Raw genomic sequence first — 20,814 nt, forward strand, 5'->3', positions numbered from 1 at the left:
TTTTGGCGTTTATCCTATGATGGCGCGGCGGGCTCCAGGCCGAGGCAGCGGGGGCCGATGTCACGCTATCAGAACGCAAAACAGGAACATCCGAAAGCGCCCCAGAAACCCTGGTAATCGCTGACCGGTACTGAAGATGTCCTGACCTGGTCATGCTGATGTGCATGTACCCCACAAGGCCCCGAGCAATGATGAACGCTTGCCTGCAGCGGAGCGTTGGGCTTCCAGTGTCCGGGTACAAGCGCTACGGGCGACCAGTCCGGCATCACCGGTATTTCACCAGGAGACAACGGCCCGAACTCTCCGGTGGCATATACAACCTTGCCGCCGACTACGGTCAGCACCGACTCCATCAACTTTATTTGTTCTTCCTCGACATTGAAAAAGTCCGCGTTGAGGGCGATCAGGTCGGCCAACTGGCCAACTTTCAACTGCCCCTTTTTGCCTTGCTCTGAGGAAAACCAGGCGCTGCCATGGGTAAAGAGCTCCAGCGCGACTGCACGGGATAAGCCTTCGGGATACAGCGCCATACCTCCCACCGTCTTGCCGCTGACCATCCAGTAAAGCGAGGTCCAGGGGTTGTAACTGGATACCCGCGTGGCATCAGTGCCCGCGCCTACCGGTACGCCCTCGGCGAGCATCCGTTGAATCGGCGGCGTCTGCTCCGCGGCCTTGCTGCCATAGCGGTCAACAAAGTACTCGCCCTGGAATGCCATGCGATCCTGGATCGCGATGCCGCCGCCTAACGCTCGCACACGCTCGATATTGCGTGGGGTAATGGTTTCAGCGTGATCGAAGAACCACGGCAAACCGTTGAAGGGGATGTCCTGATTGACCTTTTCAAACACATCCAGCATGCGCGAGATGGATTCGTCATAGGTAGCATGCAGGCGGAACGGCCAGCGGTGTTCTACCAGGTGCCGCACCACGGGTTCAAGCTCCTGCTCCATCTGCGGCGCAAGGTCCGGACGCGGCTCAAGAAAATCTTCAAAATCGGCCGCAGAAAACACCAGCATTTCACCCGCACCGTTGTGACGGAAGAAATCGTCGCCATCACCGGGTTTTACTTGCCCGGTCCAGTTTTTGAAGTCAGTCAGCTCTTCCTTGGGCTTCTGGGTAAAGAGGTTGTAGGCAATACGCACGGTCAACTGATCGTTCTCTGCCAGCTCGCGCACCACCTCGTAATCATCCGGGTAATTCTGGAAGCCGCCACCGGCATCAATGGCACTGGTCACACCCAGCCGGTTCAACTCCCGCATGAACTGACGTGTGGAATTGACTTGATACTCGAGAGGCAGCGTCGGCCCCTTCGCCAGCGTTGAATAGAGAATCATCGCATTCGGACGCGCGATCAGCATCCCGGTGGGGTTGCCGTTGGCGTCGCGCTGAATTTCACCGCCGGGGGGATTGGGCGTATCGCGGGTATAACCAACCACCCGTAACGCGGCGCGATTCAACAGCGCTCGGTCGTATAGATGCAGCACAAACACCGGCGTATCCGGTGCAGCCTGGTTAAGCTCCTCAAGCGTCGGCATCCTCCGTTCGGCAAACTGGAATTCATTCCATCCGCCTACCACCCTCACCCACTGCGGCGTCGGTGTACGGTCCGCCTGCACCTTGAGCATACGCAACGCATCAGCCAGCGAAGGAACGCCCTCCCAGCGCAACTCAAGATTGTAATTGAGGCCGCCACGGATCAGATGGAGGTGCGAGTCGTTCAACCCTGGAATTACCGTGCGCCCCTGCAGATCAACCATCTGAGTTGCGTCGCTGCGGAACGCCATCGCCTCGGCATCACTGCCAACGGCAACGAACTTGCCATCCTTGATCGCCACGGCTGTGGCTCGCGGTTTTTCTCGATCCACTGTGTGCAGATCGCCATTGAAGAAAATAATGTCAGCAGTCATGTTGCCTCCGGTGATAGTTGAGGACGTTGAGCCTGCAGCCGCTGCAAACGGAAACGTCGACCACAGAGCGCCTGCAGCGCCGATCAGTGATCCAGCGGCGATAAACCCTCGCCTGCCCTGGTCTGTTGGTTTGCCTTTCATGACGCCGCTCCGTCATCATCAGTTAACCAGTCAGCGAACCAGCCGGTGACCATGGGCATAAAGAGGTAAACCACCAGCACAACGATGCTGGCAGTGATAACAAGGTTGCTTGCAACGTACCCACCCAGCCAGGGGATGCCCGCAAATAACGGGCGCCAGACCAGGGGCACCAACAGACTGAGCGGCAGGATCACCAGAAAGGTCACGCAGGCCTGTTTCCAGAGTGGCGGCTGGGCATTTGAGTCAGCGGGGATGAACCAGAAGTCCTTCACCGCAGTCACTTCGGTCTGGTCCCCTTCAACCAATAACGGCAACGCCTCGTTGATCAATTGTTTGCGTTCATGGGATTCCAGCCATGCCTGCAATCGCTGGGGACCACGAAAACGCAAGACGATGGTGAAGCTGGTCAAACCCGCGTCTCGGCTACGCGCCACATTCACACCCAGGTGACCTTCGAACTGATCGGCTACACCTATGGTGCGGCGTAGCCAGGCTTCATAAGCGGTAAGCTGCGCGGGCCGCACGCGGTGGCGGACGACCAGCGTCACTATCTCGGGCAACTGTTGGACCATGATGGGCACTCCAGAATCAGGGCGGCACGTGCCGCCCCGTAACGGTCTAGATCTCAGCGTGAACCGGCGCCAGCATGGGCCCGTGCTTCACCCGCTCTTCCGCCTTATGCACCATGGTGTAGGCATAATCGACACCCATGCCGTAGGCGCCGGAATGCTCTCTAGCCACCGCCATCACCTCGTCGTAGGTATCGCGGTTTTTCCAATCGCGCTGCCACTCCAGCAACACCTGTTGCCAGGTGACCGGCACCACACCGGCCTGGATCATCCGCTGCATGGAGTAATCGTGGGCCGCCAGGCTGGTGCCGCCAGAGGCGTCAGCGACCATGTAGATTTCGTAGCCGGCATCGTGCATCGCCGAGAGTGCGAAGGTGTTATTGCAGACTTCTGTCCACAGCCCGGAGACAATCACTTTATTGCGCCCGTTACGCTTGAGCGCATCGCGCACTTTCTGATCATCCCAGGAGTTCATCGAGGTGCGCTCAAGGATAGGCGAGTCAGGAAATACCTCCAGCAGCTCAGGGTAGGTATGTCCCGAAAAGCTTTCGGTTTCGACCGTGGTGATCACAGTTGGCACGCCAAAGATGCGCGCCGCCTTCGCCAGGCCTACGACATTGTTCTTCAGGGTCTGCCGATCAATGCTCTGCACACCGAAAGCCATTTGTGGCTGTTGGTCGATGAAGATCAGCTGGGAGTTGCTGGGGGTCAGGACTTCAAGCTTCGGGTTCTGCATTATGCTCACCTTTATAAGTAAGGGGGTTTGTGAAGCGTCCGTTCAATGTCGCAAAGTACTGCCGCGTACTATTGGATGACTGTCTGACGTTGGGATGATTGTGTGATCGGTAAAGGCATTAACCCATGACGGATCAGAACTTCCATTCAATCTGGGTCTTGAAAAAGTTCACGTCACCTCCGCCTGCCTGCTTGATCACCTCCTCGGCGAAAAAGTGGCTGACACTCAGATCCATCTTCAGGTGCCGGCCCCATTGGTAATCCAGGCTGATCGATGGCGTGTGTGCCACAAAATTTCCGGACGCCGCCGTGCCTGGCAAAGGGGCCAACCCACGAACATAGACAGCGTCCTGTTTCTCAAGACGCCAGAAAAAGTTCCAGTCCAGCGCCAGCGAGAGTTGAGGAGTCAGGCGCCAACTGATCTCTGGTTCAATGTTGTAAAAATTCTGAGGCGCAAAGACCGCTGCCTCCTCGAAATAAGCCAGGTTGGGAAACAGCGGATTAAAGGTTTGGAGCCGTCCATCGTCAGGATCACTGTCTCCACTAGCAACGTTGGCACTCAGGGCTATTCTCGGCTGCCAACGCGCATCGGCAAATCGGTAGCCAACGAGGCTGGCCACGGTCCAGGCATGAATGTCGGAATCGCCAAAATCACCAAACTGATACAGGGCTTCAAAGTCCCAATCCCAGCCATTTTGCATACCGTAGAGACGCATCCCCACCGAATGCCGAGTTTCATCCTCCACACCTTGAGCATACACAGCGTCTTTTCGATCCAGGCCAAGGTAATAAAGATCAGCGCTGCCGCGGCCAAGCCCCCAGGTACTGTACAGCCCCCAAATGGAGTCATCATCGTGACTGGTGTTGTTGAATGCCCCTTCCTCCACATCGACTGCCTGGAGGTAAAACACCTTCCACAGCGCTCCACCATAAGAGCCATCCCAACGCAACCCGTCATAAGAGCGCCGGATATTGGATCCGTCCCGGGTACCCATAAGCCGCGCCGACCCCAGTCCCATTTCCTGCCGACCGATCCGCCACCGGGAATCCCCGGTTTGCCAGTCGAAGAATGCCTGACCCACGGCAGCCCTATCCTTGTCAAAGGGACCGGGTGCAAGGTCACCACCCGCATCCGCATAGTTTGCACTCAACTCGACAAAGGCTCGAAACCCGTCACCGAGATGGATATCCGCATGCCCATAGAAGCGCTGCAACCAAACCGTGCCATCCGCCCCACCCTGCAATCCAAACCGATCATTGTCATAGGCGTTGATACGACTGCGCACTGATCCCCCGAACGAAACGAGCCCTTCGTGACCAACCATCTCAAACGGCTGATACTTCAGGCTTTCGTAAGTGTTCCGCGGCGCCTTTTCAGCTAAATAGCGATAATCTTCGTTCCAGCGGAACGTTTCAAATGCGGGATCAGCGGCCTCAGCTGTGGACGCTACAACTATCATTACCAGTGGCGTTAGTAACCTCGCCGTATAGGTACCCGCTCGCGGATTCATCATCATGGTTTCTCACTTTGGTGATCCATAGGAGACTTTTAAGGTGCTGCCACACATTCTTTTTGGTCATTCCAACGCTCAGTTCGGTCCAGCCCTCTCAGCGTCCAGCGGAACGATGCTGCCGCCTTCCGCCTGCAACCGGGAAAGATAAGTGGCGTGATCGATAACCTGGAAAGGAAAATACAACCCCGCCGGGGTCGGCGCATTGCCATCCAGCCCGGCCAGTCGCTCGAGGATCATGCTGACGCCCAGTGCGGTCAACTGGGCTGCGCCGCCCGGGTGAAAGACCGCATGGCGAGTGCGCAGCGGATGACCATCATGGTCCTCACCTGCCAGCTCGATGATGATCTCCGTCGATTTAGGCTCACCGCGACGCCGGGATGAACTGATACCCGTTGCGATGTTGAACTGCACATTCGACGCCCCAGTCGCTGCCGCCAGGCCCGCGACATCGATAGACGAGAAGCCAGCAGCTTCTATCCTGGTGCCATCGATCGCATGGAATTCGGCTCTGGCATCGTCGTTACTGCGCCAGACATAACTGCCGTCGCGACGAGTGAGGGCCGCCGGCATCATCTGGTTCAGCCGCTCAAAATCCTCGGCAACGGCCGGCCCGCCGCCATCCTGCTCATCAACAAGCGCCCCGATCGTGATCTCATGAATCTTTGCATACGCTTTGGCGCACACGAGCGCGCCGATGGTGGTAGCGCCAACCAGCCATTCATAGCCCAGCACCATCGCCGCAGCGCTGGGCGAGTGCATATAGGTCGCGACTTCGGGGGCGATTTCATAAATTCCAGAAGAGATGCTCAGGTGCGGCAACCTACGATCCTGCGCGAAGCGCAGGCCGGCCAATCGTTCGTCGGCGTAAAAGACCGCGACAGCCCTGACCTTACGGTCACCGAGACCAAGGTCTTCAGCCCGCGGGTCGATCACCACGCCCTCTGCCTGGCCGATCTCGTCAGCCACTTCACAACTCTTGAGTAGATCACGCCCACCAATCAGCAATGGGACGTCGGGGTAAACAGCGCGAAGTGCGTGGGCGCTCAAGCGTCCGATCGCGCCTGTGCCACCCATCAGGAGAATAGGTTCTGAAATCATTGCTAAGTGCCCTCGCAAAGGTAACAGCGCGGCTGAACGGGTGTGCCCAGTCCAGCCCCGCTGTGTCGTTGTTCACTGGATGATTGCGGTGATGCGAGTCTCGAAACGCATCGTCGGAAGTCCCAGTGCTTCAACCCCCGACTGCGTCCAGACCGGTACATGGTTGAGCATGTACTGCCAGTGCAGGCCAATGTCACTATCGCAAAGCGCCCCCCGTTCATTATTGGATGATTGTCGGAGGTTGGGATGAGTGTGTGATTAGCGACAGCGCGAAACCTTATCCAGGCTCGCCACAGCCATGGCGGCTGTGATCGGACGGTGTCGTACACCCCGTCCTGAACAAGCAACCGGGAACCCGTCATGCAGAACAAGTGTGCCCAGTCCGGCCCCCGTGTCGTTGCTTACTGAATGATTGCGGTGACGCGAATCTCGAAACGCATCGCCGGAAGTCCCAGTGCTTCAACCCCCAGCTGCGTCCAGACCGGTGCATGGTTGGGCATGTACTGGCGGTACAGCTTGACGATGGTGTCGTTGACGATCGGCGGAAAGCCACCGACATGGTATGTATTGACGTGAATAACGTGATCCCAGCTCGCCCCGGCCTTCGCCAGAACGAGCTCAATATTGCGGAAGGCGGCGGTAATCTCCTCCTCGATGGCCTCCGGGATTTGCAGGGCATCGTTCCAACCACCCTGACCGGATGTCTCCACCCGGTTTCCGATCTTGACAGCGGTCGAGAAATGCAGCGTTTGGCGGAACGTCTCGCCGAACCCGGGCGTGACGGTGAATTCGGGCTTTTCCATTATGTTTCTCCGAAGAAATTAAGCGTTTCAACTAGATTGAGCATTGCGACTCGCCAATGGCACTGTCGCAATGCAGTGCCACTTATTATTGGATGTGAGAAATCTTAATGACGGGCGTCTGGCTGATAAACTGGCAAACACAGACAACACTGTTTATAAAACCCAAACAATGCGAGAGCCAGGGGAGCGTAGATGGACCGTTTCGATGCCATGCAGGCCTTTGCCCGCGTCGTGGAAACCGGCAGTTTCACCAAGGCGGCGGAAACCCTGCACCTGAGCAAGACGACCGTGACGCAACTGGTGCAACAACTGGAGGCGCGCCTGCGCGTCAGGTTGCTGAATCGCACGACACGCAAGGTCAACGTAACCCCTGACGGCGCGGTTTATTATGAACGTGTGTTGCGCTTGTTGGCCGATATGGACGATGCCGAAACCAGTCTGTCTAGCGCACTGGCGTCGCCCCGGGGCAGGCTGCGAGTGGATGTGCCCAGCCCGTTTGCCAGCATGATCCTGGTGCCGGCGTTGCCGGCCTTTCACGCCAGGCACCCTGACATTCAGCTGCACCTTGGTGTCAGTGATCGTGTCGTGGACTTGATTGACGAGAACGTGGATTGCGTCGTACGCGGAGGGGAGATCACCAACCAGTCGCTGGTGGCGCGGCATGCAGCGGATTTGCCGCTGGCGGTGTACGCAGCACCGAGCTACCTCGCGCGGGCGGGTCGTCCCGACCACCCCAGCGAGTTGGAATTGCCGCATCACCGTATCGTGGGCTTATCATGGTCGGGCACCCGGCGCGTATTCCCGAGCACCATCCGTCGTGACGGCGAAAGCATTGACGTGCAGGGTCGGCCCGCTCTGGTGGTTGACGATGGCAATGCCTATCTGGCGGCAGGCCTGGCAGGAATCGGCGCCCTCTGGCTGCCGTGCTACATGGCCCAGGCGCATGTGGTGCGGGGTGAGTTGATCCCTTTGTTTACTGATTGGCAGCTTGATCCGATGCCGATGTACGTCGCATTTCCCCAGAACCGGCATGTCAGCGCGAAACTGCGTGTGTTCATCGACTGGATCGTTGAGTTGATGGCGCAGCACGCGCCGGTTGTATCCCGACCTCCCTTACGCGGCGGTGCGGGCTCCTAGCGTAATCTACTTGAATCTAAATGACGCCGGCTCGTCCGGTAACGGGATGAACTCCGCATCGTCGGCATCCGGCAGCTTCATCCTTCCCGCCTGCCAATCCGCTGCTGCCTGCGCGAGCCTGTCCTTGGAGGAGGAGACGAAGTTCCAGTAAATGAACCGCTCGCCGATGGCGTCGCCGCCAAGGACCATCACTCGAGAGGGCTCCAGCGCACGTACATGCGAAGCGGCTGCGCCGAGCACCAGCATCCTGCCGCTCTCGTAGCGCGCGCCCTCAAACTCCACCGCCCCGGTCGCGATATAGAATGCGCGCTCTTCATATCCGCCCGGTATCTCAGCGGTGGCGCCTGCTGCCATGTCGAGATGCGCGTAGAACAGCGGTGAGTGCGTTTCGGTGCCTGCAGTCAAACCATAGGCACTGCCGGCGATAAGCTGTCCGGCCACGCCAGCATCATTCCATTGCGGCAAATCGAGCCCTGCATGATGGGAGAACGACGGGGCGATCTCCTCCTGTTCGGTAGGCAGTGCCACCCAGGCCTGAATGCCATGCAGGTGATCGCCATGCACCCGGGCGTGCTCGAACCGCTCGCTATGAGTGATGCCCCGTCCGGCGGTCATCCAGTTGACTTCCTGCGGCCTGATCGCCTGTTCGTAGCCAAGGCTGTCGCGATGCATCACATTTCCAGAAAACAAATAAGTCACGGTTGACAGGCCTATGTGCGGATGCGGGCGAATGTCGACACTCGCATCCATACCAGACGGGAGATCAAGCGGCCCCATATGATCGAAGAAGATGAACGGCCCCACCATGCGCTGCTTTGCAAACGGCAGTACGCGGCCCACTTCCAGGCCGCCACCAAGGCTGCGACGTCGCTGCTCAATGATCTTTTTTATCATTTTGTTTCTCCTGATCGAACTTTGCCATCAACAGTCCCGACCCGGACAAAAGGGCCCTCCCTGGCCTCAAACCTTATCGGGGCCGCTGACAGATTATCGTGTCTTGTCAGGCACCGGCGTATTAAGCAGCTGTGTCTCCCACAGGAAGGCGATACCGCTACCGCCGCTGTGCTGCTTCATAACATCGACCATCCCTTCTAGGGTGTCGGTTCGGGCCCAATCACGCTGCCACTCGGCCGCCACAGCCAACCAGGTCATCATGTTCACTCCGGCCCCAATCATGCGCTGAACGGCAACCTCGTGGGCCTCGACAGAGACGGCGCCAGACGCATCGGTCACCACCGTCACGTCCCAACCTTCTCCAGCAGCCTGGATAGCTGGCATGGCGACGCAGATCTCGGTCCACAGCCCGGCGATGATCAGCTGCTTTCGGCCTGTCGCCTTGACCACGTCCACCACCTTCGGGTCCTCCCAGGTATTGATGAGCGTCCGGTCGATCACCTCCTGGTCAGGGAACACGTCGGTGATCTGCGGGAAGATCACGCCGCCCTGAGCAGCCAGCACGCTCGTCAGAATGGTGGGTACATTGAACGCCTTGGCTGCCTTCGCCAGGCCTGCCGAGTTGTTGATCACCATCATTGGCTCGTGGCTGTTCAAGTTCGCCAGCTGGAACGGCTGGTGATCGATAAGTACGAGTACCGAGTCTTCGGGACGAAGAAGCGAAGCAAGGCCGTTACGGAAAGTCATGGGGCTATCCTCTAATGTCGTTGTGAGCGAACCTGGTTTCCGATGGCTGCGCGCCAGTGGCGACGCTGCCTCATCTTCGACCAGTCTGGATCTCTTGAAATGCCCCCACACTCTCGCAAAGCGCCGCCGCTGGTTATTGGATGGTTGCCTGAGGTTTGGATGAGTGTGTGATCAGCCGCGAATGAACGCCAGCACGTCCGTGTTGAACTCATCAGCGTTCACTTGCGCCAGCCCATGGGAACCGCCCGGATAGATTTTCAGGATAGCGTCTTTAACGATCCTTACAGCCAGCTCAGCAGAAGCAGCCAGCGGGACGATCTGATCATCGTCGCCATGAATGAACAGTACAGGCTTGTCGATGGCTTGCAGGTCAGTGGTGTAATCGACTGCGGAGAACTCATGGATACAATCAAAGTGTGCCTTGATACCGCCCTGCATACCCTGCAGCCAGAAGGCCTCCTTTAGACCTTCATTGACTGCCGCCCCTTCCCGATTGAACCCAAAAAACGGCACGGTCAGATCCCGGAAGAACTGCGAGCGGTTCGATGCAACACCCATACGAATGTCGTCAAAGGCTTCTATCGGGGTGCCTTCAGGATTGCTCTCGGTTTTCAGCATCAAAGGCGGCACCGCGCCGACCAGTACTGCCTTAGCCACCCGCGCAGACCCATGGCGGCCGATGTAATGCACCACCTCCCCGCCCCCGGTTGAATGGCCGATCATGATGACGTTACGAAGATCCAGATGCTCAAACAGCTCCGCAAGATCATCAGCATAGCGATCCATGTTATTACCATCCCAGTTCTGCTCCGACCGGCCATGGCCCCGGCGATCATGGGCAATGACCCGATAGCCCTGCTGACCGAAGAACAACATCTGGTTATCCCAGGCATCAGATGACAGCGGCCAACCGTGGGAGAAAAAGATCGGCTGGCCTGAGCCCCAATCCTTGTAGAAAAGAGTGATGTTATCGCTGGTGGTGAAGGTAGTCATGATATGGCTCCTGCAGGTGGATGCCTCAAGGACGGTATAGCGGGTAACCAGAGTGATGATAGAACAAGGATGTCGCGTTGGGATGAATATGGGGTTGGTTAGCTGAATTGGTAAGGCTGCTCACCGTAAGCGTCCAGCCAAGTCACCTTCCGAACTCCAGCATTAAGGGCGATGGTGTCCGCGTACTTTTCAGCGAATGCTGATCGTCCTTAACATCAGGATTTCCATGCGCCAACGAAGCTCTTACCCCAAACCGTTCAAGGCCCAAGTCGTTCAGGAGCACCTTCAACCCAGCGCGACCGCCTCCAGCGTTGCCATCAGCCATGGCATCAACGCCAACGTCATTCGCAAGTGGTTACCGCTTCACCGAGATCAGCCACCTGCGGCGTTGCCGGCGCAGCGGCAAACGGGCGGCGGCGATCGTGAGCCTGATCCAATCGGCGCGGATGAATGGGCATGATCCGTACGCCTACTTGAAGGATGTGCTTACGAGGCTGCCGACGCAGCGGGCGAGTGAGATAGGCCAACTGCCGCATCAATGGGTACCCACCTGAATCACGCAAGGTGAGTTCGGCGTGCGCTTATTAGAAACAATCATTTGAACTGGGCAAAGCAACAATCAGACAGGGCAATTGGTTAGGTGCGGTGCCCCGATTCGGGGCCTAGGCCATTGGGCTCTATCTTCAACCCTCAGTTTTCATACTTTCGCGGCCCCCCGTCTACCTTCTCGGTACCGGTCATAGGAGCATAGATTGCACCAGTCTTTGCAGGAGTAGGCTGTGCTTTATGTACTTCATGGGCAGCAATATCGCCTGAAAGACGCTCAGTCAGGTCAGGAAAGATTATGGCGCGACAGGTTTGACGCGTTGGCATTCCAGCCAACCGGCGTCTCTTCCTTAGGATTGACACAAGCATGAACGATAGCTTGAACGACCAACTCCGGATCATCCATGGCGGTCATGCGTGGTACGTGACCACTGTAATTCGCTGCGTGCAACCACCAAGGAGTGTCTACAGCCCAGGGCATAATGGCCGCGACCTTGATTTGTTCACTACCGCTCAAACGCAACTCCTCGTTGAGACTACGACTTAGGCTGAGCACAGCAGCCTTTGACGCGGCATAGGACGCTTGATATGCCAAGGGGACGCCATTGCGCAGCCACCCGCAGTTTCGATTTGCGCCACGAGCCCATTGAGCGCAGCCTCGCGACGTGCGGCGAGGACGACATTAACCCCGAGTTCGCCCAGTTTAAGCGCCGAGCCTCGGCCAAACCCGCTTGATGCTCCAACAATAACAACGTTTTGCTTTCAGCATAGAGAGGTGCTCCGCCACATTCGTAAGCCTCAAAAATGGACTGTCTTCGGGATTACCGTTGAGCCAAGCGCTTATGCCTTGGTTCAAATTTAGCGATGGGCGGCATCGCAGCACGGCTTGGATGACGGGAGACATTTAACGAATGTCCGCTCTATCTATCTATTGAGGCAAAGCACGGTATAGCGTGGCTCGATGCACCCCAAAAGATGTGCGATCTCGGTATCCGTCCAGGCATCCCGTCTTGCGCAACTAAACCAATCGCCGCCAACGCCGTTGCCGGACTGCTCAGATTTCGTGTAGCAGCGCGTCGATCGGTTGTTTTCTCGCATCTGTGCAGGCGAACCGAGACGGCACCGTTTTTTTCAACAGAATCGGCCAAAAACGGCTATTGGAAGATAACTGGAGATGAAGACAGCCAAGGCTTTCGGTGGTTTTAGGAATGCTGCTTGCATCGTTACTTCGCGCTGCTACTCGGCAGGTCACCCCGCCAACAACGAAGTCCATAACTTTCATCCTGACGAATCGCTAATACGATGATTGGAGGTAATTTAGCATTCATCCAAAAACCCAGTGCTTTTTCAACACAATCTAGCTATCCAACTCAGCACGCTCCCTTCAGTACGCCAAGCACGAACCTCGAAGAGCCGGCAAGGACACAAGATATCGAAACGCCTTGTGAGGACTATTGCCTTCACTCCGCAGGGGCTTCATCGCCTGGAGTCTCAAGAATAAGACCATAGCCGTCGCGTAACTCTTTGTCTACAAGATGGAACCGGTCCAGCTTCAGCGAGGTCCAGTGTTCCTTGTCGATGTGTTCTAGCAAGATGATCTGGAATCCGCCGTGTTCGTCCATGTCGATGACGAACTGGTTTAACTCCGTCAAAACTTTGTCTAGGCTGCGGATATCATCGTTGGGCTTACCGTCGCTCGAGAAGTAGGGGGTACTGACTTGGTCGAGCACCAGGAAAGAGGGAACCCACGGGATTAGCCTTGTCTTGGCGATCTCGTGTATTGCAAGGAAATAAGAAGCATGGAGATAGAGATAGTTCGACGCACTTCCCACGTCCGGCATCTTTTCTACTGTTGCTAAATCGGGAGAATGCAGGTGGATCAATTTCTCTTTTTCACTAAAGAAAGCAGAAAAATTGTTGTACCCTTTCAGAGGTAGTTTCACCAATCGCTTGTTGACCAAGCGATTCAGTTCCTGCTTCGCTAAAACGCTTTTCTCCTCGTTTTGATCCACGATTCGTTGCAAGTCGGCAATGGAATCTTCAAGGCCGTCTTGCACCGCCTGAACTAGTCGGCCCTCATCTTGACGGTAAATGTCGAGTTTCGCTTCCAGACGGCCGAGATAGCGATAGTAATCGTTGGGGTTGTATCGAATCGACTTCTGTATCTCAATAGTGGACAAGTCCTTTCTGAGTGCCTGGATTTTATTTTCGTTCTGTGCATGAGTACTTCTGACTTCGTCCAGAAACGGAAAGCTTTTACGGCTACGTAATGAAGATTTGATGTCCAAGAGCTCTTGCTGTAGGCGGGCGATGACTTCGTTGGCGAGTTGGGAAGGGAATATGTCTTTAGCCTGCGAGTTGAATACGTTGACAGGCTTGAGCGAGGCCTCGGCTTCTTTCAACGCGCTGACGTAAACAGGTTTGCTGTCGATGAACGCAAGCAACTGGCGATTTTTTGCGGTCAGACTAAAAATTTCACTCTCGATCCGCTCGATTTCCCGTTTGTGATCGTTTGGAGCTGTTGGCGCGTGGACCAATTCGTAAAGTACTGCGATCCTGTCTTCAGACGATTCGGGAATACGTTCGATCACGCCGAGGGAATGGGCCTCCCTGGACAGCGCCTCTACCTCCTCGGCAAAAGCATTTGCAGACCTGGCATATGAATCATTTTTCCTTGCCTGAATGGCTTGTTTGCGTTCCAGCTCGGCGAGGCGATTTCGTGACAGTGCGGTGTCTACATTCTCGGCCCCGATAGCCATTCGGAACGTGCGCTCTATGGCTTCTTGATAACGACCCTCGGTCGGACGAACGTAAAGGTGGTCCGACGCAACGATGGTGTTCTGGTCTTGGTAGCTATACGCGAGGAAATTCCGAAAGGAGACCTTTGAACCAGCCTTTATGTATCTGCCACCGTATGGAACCCTCAATTCGGTGTCGATACCAAATGCGCTGCTCAGAACTCTCTTGATATTGTCGATCCGCATATTTAGTACGGGCACAGGCGGGATAATGCCGTTCTCGCTGAAATACGCCCGATCCGTCGGCCCGTTACTCTCAGAAGGACGTGCGATGACAAGCTCCTTGCCGTTGACGGAAATTTTAACCCCGTACCAGTCTACCTTGGAGTCGATATTCGTTTTCGATATGCCAGTGGTCTCGCTTGCCAACAGACAGTAGTCGATAATGTACAGAATCGATGACTTTCCTTTCCCGGAGTCGCCCGTGATGACATTCACGCGATTGTGCAAAAAGTCAAGAGTCCGCGTGATGCCATTCTTCTGCCAAAGGACAACACTTGAAATCTGAATTTGGCTCACAATTCAATCCTGAATGTTTGATAGAGATCCGCGGTGGCTTCGCTGAGGATCAGGCCAAGCTTGGGGCCGGATGCCAAGATATCTGATGCGATTTTACCAATCTCGAAGTTATCCTGAAGGAATATCTGCTTCTTGAGCACCAAGCAATCATCTTCCAGTGCCGCCATACCCAACTCCTGCGCGAGAAGTATGGTGTTCAAGGAAGTGATGGTTAGGTCCTCGTATCTTGCGCGCACTGTGATAAATACAGCTGGGTTGGAAATCAGGAGATCTTTGCTGCTCAACACGACGCTGTTTTTTCTTTTCAGAACCAAACGCACGGCCCTGTCAAAAAGTAAGGGCAGAACCAACATCGCCTTGGCTAGGGATAAGCGGCGTCCTGTTGAGTTTTCCAGTGCGCTTTGAATGGCGACCGTGCCGATCAATTCATTTTGGGACAAGCGATTCATTTTTCAAACCTGCTCTGCCAGTTCTTGCGCCACCCGATGCGAGGAAGGTTGGAGAGTTTAATGTATTTACCGCAGCTCAAATTGCTAGGTAGCTCTATATCACCGGTCTTCAAAGAATTGCGCATTGTTTGATCGTAGCAGGCCTGTGATGTCTGCTGATGCGCCGCCTCATCATCTTCTTTTGTACTTCTGTGCGATTGGTTGTGTAGCAGCTTCCAGTCGGATACAGCCTTGTTTTCTAATCTTGAATTTTCGCTCGCACTGAACGAACCAGCCTCCCGGAGCGATTCTATAAACTGCTCCGCCAGCATCATTTCCACTCCGCGATCAACAATTTCTTCATCGCTGATGCCAATATCTTTGAGTTGATCATGAAACTTACTATTATTAAAGGACAGTGTATCGGGACGTTGATAGCTGTAGTAGATATCCACAAACCGATCGAAATCGGCGGGTTCGGCTCGGGCGGATCTGATGATCCTGTCAAAGCCCATCTCGTTGCGGAAATCGTTGAACGTGATGACGACTTTTTCGCTCTTGATGATTCTTGAGAATTTCGACTCCTTGAATGCGCCGATCACGTGTTTTCTAGTGTCCTCTAAGCGTGATGTCGGGATCGAAAGCTGCCTCAGTGCGGAAGATATTCTTGTGATGATGGAGGAGTTATCAGAGTGAAACTCAAATCGTTTGAATATAAACTCTAGCTCTTTGTCGCTTGCTTGCGAAACTGATTTCACATATTTTGCAAGCGGGTTGGGCGACTCATCAGGTTTCTTTTTTGATTCCGCTACGGAAATTGCTTGATCGGTCTTTCTTATGTAATCGAGGATCGCTTGAATGTTCTGGCGTGCGGCCTTCAGCAAGCTCACAAACGTTTGGTTGTTGAGATTCTTGTTGGTATACAACTGGAATGTAACTGTTCGGTAATGCGGCAGGCCTGGGACGAGCTTGAGCCAGTTGTGGATGGTCTTCCAAAGGTCAATGTCTCGGTCCGTGATGTTCCCTAGGTCGACAGAATGCTTGACTTGGATGAGCAGAAGATCTTTGATGGATGCGTCGTCTGCGGCAGTTTCTACATGGATGTCGTCGTGGAGTTCAAGTCCCAATGTTTGTCCAGGTTTGAGCTCGATAAGCTTTTCGATGTAAACGAAATCTTGAAATTCAAAACCAAGCGAAGTTTTGTCCGCTGCTATCTTGTCTGAATGATTCATGTCATTTTCGTTCCACGCTGAAATCCAGTCCCCATACCACTCTGCCGTGCGGAACAGTCGTTCGCGGCAGATCCACTCGCATGAGACCATAGCATATAGCCATGATATCGACACCAGTCTAAAGATAACTCGCAAAATCCCCGCTGTCACACAGAGTTAGCACGTCCCCTTAACCCCGACGCACGCGGGAGCTCTCCCTTCCTAGCAGTTTCAGCCGGAGGTACTATCATCCCCAAAACGCCAAGAAGTCGGTGCAATGCCCATTCTGAACTCGCTATCGTTGGGCTCAATGCAGAGCGCAAGGACATCCTTCCCGGCGCAGACCCAGCATGCTACGACAGTCCGTCGCTCGCCTGCCGCTGAAATGTAAGCATCCTGCGGATAAAAGGTATCGCTGGCGAAGCCGTAAGGTGCCATCTCACTAAGGTACATTTCCGCCGATAGGGTACTCTAGGCAGTGCGAAAACAGCTGTGACTATGCAATGTCATCAGCACTCCTGGCATTAAAACAAGCGCCTATTCCGCCGACGCCAAACGTCTTCTTTTGGCCGATTCTGTCGAAAAAGTCGGTGCCGTCTCGGTTCGCCTGCACAGATGCGAGAAACGACCGATCGACGCGCTGCCACACGAAATATTGACCAGTTCGGCATCGGCATTGGCTCAGATTTCAATGTCAGTCGCCCACTTTCGCCGGCAGAGATTACAGAGGGAGTTTTTACACAGCCTGGGCCGAAAACAGCCGGGCATCAATGACCAAGACCGCCCGAAAATATATCCGGGTATCGCCGGGTGGTGAATGAACAGCCATTGATCACCGGAAATACATCTGTCCTCTGTTTTCAGCAGTTCCTGGCTACAAAAAAGTTACCATGAAAACCAAACGGCACAGGGTGTGGCAGCTCAAACCTTGCCTGCTCAGTCCAACTCGCTGCGTCCAGAACGATAAGAAAGGATCGACCAGCCCTGGCATCCAGCACCACGGCGAGGACCACGCCGTCGTCTTCGTCCTCGCCTTCAGGCCTGGGTACGAATACCGGCTCGCCTGGGTAGCAGTCCGCCTCACTCCAGGCTGTCTCCTTTCCTGCCTCCAGGTCAATGCGGATCAACTTATCGATGAATGCCGCATTGGGGCTGGTCCCCGCTGCGTACACGTAGCGGTAATGCTGTCCTGCGCGGCGTCGGTAATCAAAGCGGGGTAGTTCCACTACCGCATTCGCCAATGTTCGTGACATCACCGCAGCGTCGCTATCCAGGTCGATGGTGAAACGGATTAATTTTCCTGCGGCCTTGGTGGGTGCCTCGGACCTGAGGTGCTTCAGATACAGCTCGTCGATCACCGAAGCGTCGGGGAAGGCGATGATGTCTACGCAGAGCTTGCCGTCCTGCTCGAAGGCATTGACGTGGTGAAATGCAAAGAAAGGTTCTGCCCGGGCGGTTTTCAGGATCTGGCCGGTGTCCTTGTCGATCACGTGAAACAGGGTGCCCCGCTCTGGCTCCCAGCGGTAATTCTGGATAAATGGCCGGTTCCTGAGCAGAAAGCGCAGGGGGTTGGTGACCAGCGGGAACTCGGTCAGCACCAGGTAACGCTCACTCATGCCAAACGAGTGCATGTAGGCCGGGCGTTGCGTGATGACCGTGGCCACATGTTGGGCTTCTGTTGACCCGGTATCTATCCGGTAAAGACGGTATTTGCTTACCCGCCCGAACTCCAGCAGGTAGTTGTACTGGCATTGGCGCCGTGCATCAAAGTGCGGATGGGCTGTGGTGATCTGCCCCGGTAGTGATGGTGGCAGCGTGTGGCTGTCGAGGGTTGCCAGGCTGACCGGGTCGAAGGCCACTGGATGGGGCGTTTCCGTTAATGCCACTGTCTGGGTGCCGATCCGGCTGGTATTGACGTTGGCGTTGGCGCCTGTACCCGCTCGCGCGACGAGCCGCAATCGCTGCAGCAAGGTCGGCCGCGGGTTAGTGGCGAACTCGGAACTGTGGGGTGCACCGGTGGCCTTTGCCTGCAAGTAGGCATCGCTTTGCAGATAGCGATTGGAATAGACCACGCGGCCTCCCTGAAAGTGGAACCGGTACAGCATCGCAAGGCCGTCAAACCAGTGCCGATAAGGCACTTTGCCCACCTCAAACTGTGCCGGTCCGGTGCGCAGCAAGTCACCCTCAAGCCACTCGGGTATCTGACCGTGCCTGTGCAGTTCGATTTCCGTCAATTCCTGATCTAGGGTAGTGAATCCAAGTGCACTTCCGGTATTAGCCATGATGGTGGCTCCTATGCAAGGGTGTCAGGCGCGGGATGTCAGTGAGAACGAGTAACGAGAGGAAGAAAATCATGGCCGTCTCCGCTAATGTAGACACCATAAACATTGGACCCGAAAGTAGGCACTGTCAACATTGAAAACCAAAGTATCCGATTACCATCATGGCGACCTGCGCGGGGCGCTATTGGACGCAGCCCGGGAAGCCCTTGAACAGAACGGCGCAAGTGCCGTGAGTTTGCGCGAGTTGGCGCGTCGCGTCGGCGTTTCCCATGCCGCGCCCTACCGGCATTTCGCCAACCGGGAGGAGTTGTTGATGGCAGTGGCGGCGGAAGGCTTTAACGAGCTGGCCAGGCGCCTGCGCGCCGAAGAGGGTCAGGATGGCACTCTCATGGGGATGGGCCAGGCCTATGTCGGCTTTGCCACTAGCAACCCATCACTTTACAAGCTGATGTTCAGTCCCGAGCTGGACCGGAAAAAGCCCGAGCTCCTGGCTGATGCAGCCAGCGCCGCTTTCGGACTGCTGCAGAGCCAGACAGCGGCTACCGATGAGGAGCAAAGCGGCACACTCGCTGCCTGGGCCCTGGTCCATGGGTTGTCCCAACTGCTGATCGACCGGTTGCTGCCACAGGAGTTGCTAAAGCAGGACCAGCTTGTAGCGCTGATTGAATCCGTGCTTGGGCATCTGCAGGTTGAAGAGCGAAGTAAGCCTGACAGGCTGGGCCACTCTCGACTCAAGAGCGGCCCAGGGAGGTAATCAACCTCAGCTCAGGGCATCAGCCGCTCAGCGCGCAGACGCTCGAACAGGTCGAAGAACGATGCGTCCGTTGCCTGATAGGCGCAGAAACCGAGTCGGCGGCTGTTGGCCATGTCGGTCATCACTTCGAGTGGTCGGCCCAGATCGAGGTCTGTGTGCCAAGCTGAGGCCAGGCGATCGAGGTCTGGTTCGATGAGGTCATGACGCAGGGCAATCTCGCGCCACTGCGCATGGTCTTTCGCCATGGCGGCTTCCAGGGGCTGGATGGTGCCGCTAAACCCGGCGGGCTCTACGCCAAACCATGAGGCCAGCTTGGGCCACAGCCAGCTCCAACGGAAGACGTCGCCATTGGCGATGTTGAAGGCTTCGTTGCGCGCGGCGTCGGTGTCGGCAGCCCACACCAGCTGCCTGGCCAGCATGCGCGCATCGGTGACATCGGACAGTCCATTCCACTGCGCCTCGGAGCCAGGGAATTGGAAGGCGCGGCCCGCTTCCTTGCAGATGGTCGCGTAGACGGCCAGGGTGGTGCCCAGGTTCATGGCGTTGCCGACGGCTAAGCCAATGATGGTATGCGGCCGGTGTATGGACCAGGTGAAGCGGTCGCGTTCTGCCGCAGCATAGACCTCGTCTTCCTGGGCGTAGTAGAAGTTTTCCAGGGGCAAACGCGGCTGGCTTTCCCGCAGCGGTGTGTCGGGCAGCGTGCCGGAGCTGGCATAGGCTTCGAACGGGCCGAGATAATGCTTCAGGCCGGTGACGAGGGCGACGTGGCGCACGGTCTGCTTCGATGACAGCGCGTCGAGCAGGTTGCGCACCAATGCGGCGTTGACGCGGATATTGTCAGCTTCGGTGTCCTGACGCATCCAGGTCGTGAGAAAGACGTGTGTCGGAGCGACGTCCGCCAGTGCGATGGCGAGTGCGGCCGGGTCGAGCAGGTCGACGGCAATGTGGGCGGCACCAGGTAAATCCTGCGGAGCCGTGCGCGACAGGCCAATAACATCCCATCCGTTCGCCAGCAATTCTCGGGCGACGTGGTTACCGCCGATTCCGGTAATACCTGCAATGAGTGCGGTACGTTTCATGCCCTTCTCCCAATATCAGTTGACCTCCATTCTACGCGGTGCCAGAGGAGATTGTGCACACAGTTCAGAGATGCAGAGGTTTCTGTCTGCCCCCCCAACCCAAGTGCGGCCTATCCTTCCACCGCAGCCTCAATCGCTGCAATATCAATCTTCCCCATCGTCATCATCGCCTCAAACGCCCGCTTGGCCACTGCCGGGTCCGGATTCGCAATGGCTTCGGTCAATATGCGGGGGGTGATCTGCCATGACAGCCCCCACTTGTCCTTGCACCAGCCACACTCGCTTTCCTGACCGCCGTTGTTGACGATGGCGCTCCATAGTCGATCCGTCTCGGCCTGATCGTCGGTGGCGACCTGAAAGGAGAAAGCCTCGCTGTGGGGGAAGACTGGTCCTCCGTTGAGCCCGAGGCATGGGATGCCCATTACGGTGAATTCGACTGTCAGTACGTCCCCCTGTTTGCCTGAAGGGTAGTCTGCCGGGGCACGATAGATTGTGCCCACCGCGCTGTCCGGGAAGGTTTCAGCATAGAAGGTGGCAGCATCCAGCGCGGTGCCGTCGTACCAGAGACAGACTGTATTTTTGCTAACCATCACAAGTGCTCCACAAGTGGAAATGACTCCTGAATTCTAGTCATGGAGTGTGTTACTAGCACGCTGATG

Annotated in this window: 21 protein-coding genes and 1 pseudogene; 4 read left to right on the forward strand and 18 right to left on the reverse strand. The window is 56.1% G+C overall.

Annotation, left to right across the window (positions count from 1 at the left end):
- Nucleotides 1-68: 68 nt before the first annotated feature.
- The 6 genes from INT39_RS12810 to INT39_RS12835 all read right to left on the reverse strand — a co-directional run bounded on the left by INT39_RS12810 (nt 69) and on the right by INT39_RS12835 (nt 6,767).
- The gene (locus tag INT39_RS12810; protein ID WP_193074313.1) at nt 69-1,907 is read right to left on the reverse strand and encodes an amidohydrolase; all 1,839 of its coding nucleotides are present in this window, start codon (nt 1,905-1,907) and stop codon (nt 69-71) included.
- Nucleotides 1,908-2,044: 137 nt separating this feature from the next.
- Complete coding sequence (locus INT39_RS12815) at nt 2,045-2,620, reverse strand: antibiotic biosynthesis monooxygenase (RefSeq protein ID WP_193074314.1); 576 nt, start codon at nt 2,618-2,620, stop codon at nt 2,045-2,047.
- Between the two features lie 46 nt (nt 2,621-2,666).
- Complete coding sequence (locus INT39_RS12820; protein ID WP_193074315.1) at nt 2,667-3,353, reverse strand: hydrolase; 687 nt, start codon at nt 3,351-3,353, stop codon at nt 2,667-2,669.
- Between the two features lie 133 nt (nt 3,354-3,486).
- Nucleotides 3,487-4,869 (reverse strand): alginate export family protein, encoded by a 1,383-nt coding sequence (locus INT39_RS12825; RefSeq protein ID WP_193074316.1) that lies wholly within the window; start codon nt 4,867-4,869, stop codon nt 3,487-3,489.
- 72 nt (nt 4,870-4,941) lie between these two features.
- Entirely contained in the window at nt 4,942-5,964 is a 1,023-nt protein-coding gene (locus INT39_RS12830; protein ID WP_193074317.1) for an NAD(P)-dependent oxidoreductase, read from the reverse strand.
- Between the two features lie 401 nt (nt 5,965-6,365).
- Nucleotides 6,366-6,767, reverse strand: a complete 402-nt coding sequence (locus tag INT39_RS12835; RefSeq protein ID WP_193074318.1) for a RidA family protein — start codon at nt 6,765-6,767, stop codon at nt 6,366-6,368.
- Nucleotides 6,768-6,959: 192 nt separating this feature from the next.
- Here INT39_RS12835 and INT39_RS12840 point away from each other — a divergent pair, with 192 nt between their 5' ends.
- The gene (locus tag INT39_RS12840) at nt 6,960-7,904 is read left to right on the forward strand and encodes a LysR family transcriptional regulator (protein WP_193074319.1); all 945 of its coding nucleotides are present in this window, start codon (nt 6,960-6,962) and stop codon (nt 7,902-7,904) included.
- 6 nt (nt 7,905-7,910) lie between these two features.
- Here INT39_RS12840 and INT39_RS12845 read toward each other — a convergent pair whose 3' ends face one another.
- The 3 genes from INT39_RS12845 to INT39_RS12855 all read right to left on the reverse strand — a co-directional run bounded on the left by INT39_RS12845 (nt 7,911) and on the right by INT39_RS12855 (nt 10,538).
- A complete protein-coding gene (locus INT39_RS12845) occupies nt 7,911-8,798 on the reverse strand; it encodes a pirin family protein (RefSeq protein WP_193074320.1) in 888 nt (295 codons plus the stop codon).
- A 93-nt stretch (nt 8,799-8,891) separates the two neighbouring features.
- Complete coding sequence (locus INT39_RS12850; protein ID WP_193074321.1) at nt 8,892-9,545, reverse strand: hydrolase; 654 nt, start codon at nt 9,543-9,545, stop codon at nt 8,892-8,894.
- 171 nt (nt 9,546-9,716) lie between these two features.
- Entirely contained in the window at nt 9,717-10,538 is an 822-nt protein-coding gene (locus INT39_RS12855) for an alpha/beta fold hydrolase (protein WP_193074322.1), read from the reverse strand.
- A gap of 226 nt (nt 10,539-10,764) precedes the next feature.
- Here INT39_RS12855 and INT39_RS12860 point away from each other — a divergent pair, with 226 nt between their 5' ends.
- Both INT39_RS12860 and INT39_RS12865 read left to right on the forward strand, forming a co-directional pair.
- The gene (locus tag INT39_RS12860) at nt 10,765-10,998 is read left to right on the forward strand and encodes a transposase (protein WP_193074323.1); all 234 of its coding nucleotides are present in this window, start codon (nt 10,765-10,767) and stop codon (nt 10,996-10,998) included.
- Nucleotides 10,934-11,092: pseudogene (locus INT39_RS12865) on the forward strand (transposase domain-containing protein); the annotation flags it as partial. The gene INT39_RS12860 and the pseudogene INT39_RS12865, both read left to right, overlap by 65 nt.
- A 278-nt stretch (nt 11,093-11,370) precedes the next feature.
- Here INT39_RS12865 and INT39_RS22550 read toward each other — a convergent pair.
- From INT39_RS22550 to INT39_RS12895, 7 genes are all read right to left on the reverse strand, one after another.
- A complete protein-coding gene (locus INT39_RS22550; protein WP_319021358.1) occupies nt 11,371-11,640 on the reverse strand; it encodes a hypothetical protein in 270 nt (89 codons plus the stop codon).
- Entirely contained in the window at nt 11,628-11,831 is a 204-nt protein-coding gene (locus tag INT39_RS22555) for an SDR family NAD(P)-dependent oxidoreductase (protein WP_319021359.1), read from the reverse strand. Before INT39_RS22555 ends, INT39_RS22550 begins: the two co-directional genes overlap by 13 nt.
- Before the next feature lie 307 nt (nt 11,832-12,138).
- Nucleotides 12,139-12,357 (reverse strand): hypothetical protein, encoded by a 219-nt coding sequence (locus INT39_RS12875; RefSeq protein ID WP_193074324.1) that lies wholly within the window; start codon nt 12,355-12,357, stop codon nt 12,139-12,141.
- Between the two features lie 187 nt (nt 12,358-12,544).
- Entirely contained in the window at nt 12,545-14,401 is a 1,857-nt protein-coding gene (locus tag INT39_RS12880; RefSeq protein WP_319021354.1) for a DUF3732 domain-containing protein, read from the reverse strand.
- The gene (locus INT39_RS12885) at nt 14,398-14,850 is read right to left on the reverse strand and encodes a three component ABC system middle component (RefSeq protein ID WP_193074325.1); all 453 of its coding nucleotides are present in this window, start codon (nt 14,848-14,850) and stop codon (nt 14,398-14,400) included. The genes INT39_RS12880 and INT39_RS12885 overlap by 4 nt, the downstream gene beginning before the upstream one ends.
- A complete protein-coding gene (locus INT39_RS12890; RefSeq protein WP_193074326.1) occupies nt 14,847-16,061 on the reverse strand; it encodes a hypothetical protein in 1,215 nt (404 codons plus the stop codon). The genes INT39_RS12885 and INT39_RS12890 overlap by 4 nt, the downstream gene beginning before the upstream one ends.
- An 839-nt stretch (nt 16,062-16,900) precedes the next feature.
- A complete protein-coding gene (locus INT39_RS12895) occupies nt 16,901-18,322 on the reverse strand; it encodes a carotenoid oxygenase family protein (protein ID WP_193074327.1) in 1,422 nt (473 codons plus the stop codon).
- Between the two features lie 133 nt (nt 18,323-18,455).
- Here INT39_RS12895 and INT39_RS12900 point away from each other — a divergent pair, with 133 nt between their 5' ends.
- Nucleotides 18,456-19,076 (forward strand): TetR/AcrR family transcriptional regulator, encoded by a 621-nt coding sequence (locus INT39_RS12900; RefSeq protein ID WP_193074328.1) that lies wholly within the window; start codon nt 18,456-18,458, stop codon nt 19,074-19,076.
- 11 nt (nt 19,077-19,087) lie between these two features.
- Here INT39_RS12900 and INT39_RS12905 read toward each other — a convergent pair whose 3' ends face one another.
- Together INT39_RS12905 and INT39_RS12910 are read right to left on the reverse strand one after the other, a co-directional pair.
- The gene (locus tag INT39_RS12905; protein ID WP_193074329.1) at nt 19,088-20,155 is read right to left on the reverse strand and encodes an SDR family oxidoreductase; all 1,068 of its coding nucleotides are present in this window, start codon (nt 20,153-20,155) and stop codon (nt 19,088-19,090) included.
- Between the two features lie 110 nt (nt 20,156-20,265).
- On the reverse strand, nt 20,266-20,745 hold the full coding sequence (locus tag INT39_RS12910) for a VOC family protein (RefSeq protein WP_193074330.1): 480 nt from the start codon (nt 20,743-20,745) through the stop codon (nt 20,266-20,268).
- Nucleotides 20,746-20,814: the final 69 nt, after the last annotated feature.

This window comes from Pseudomonas sp. FME51 (assembly GCF_014897305.1).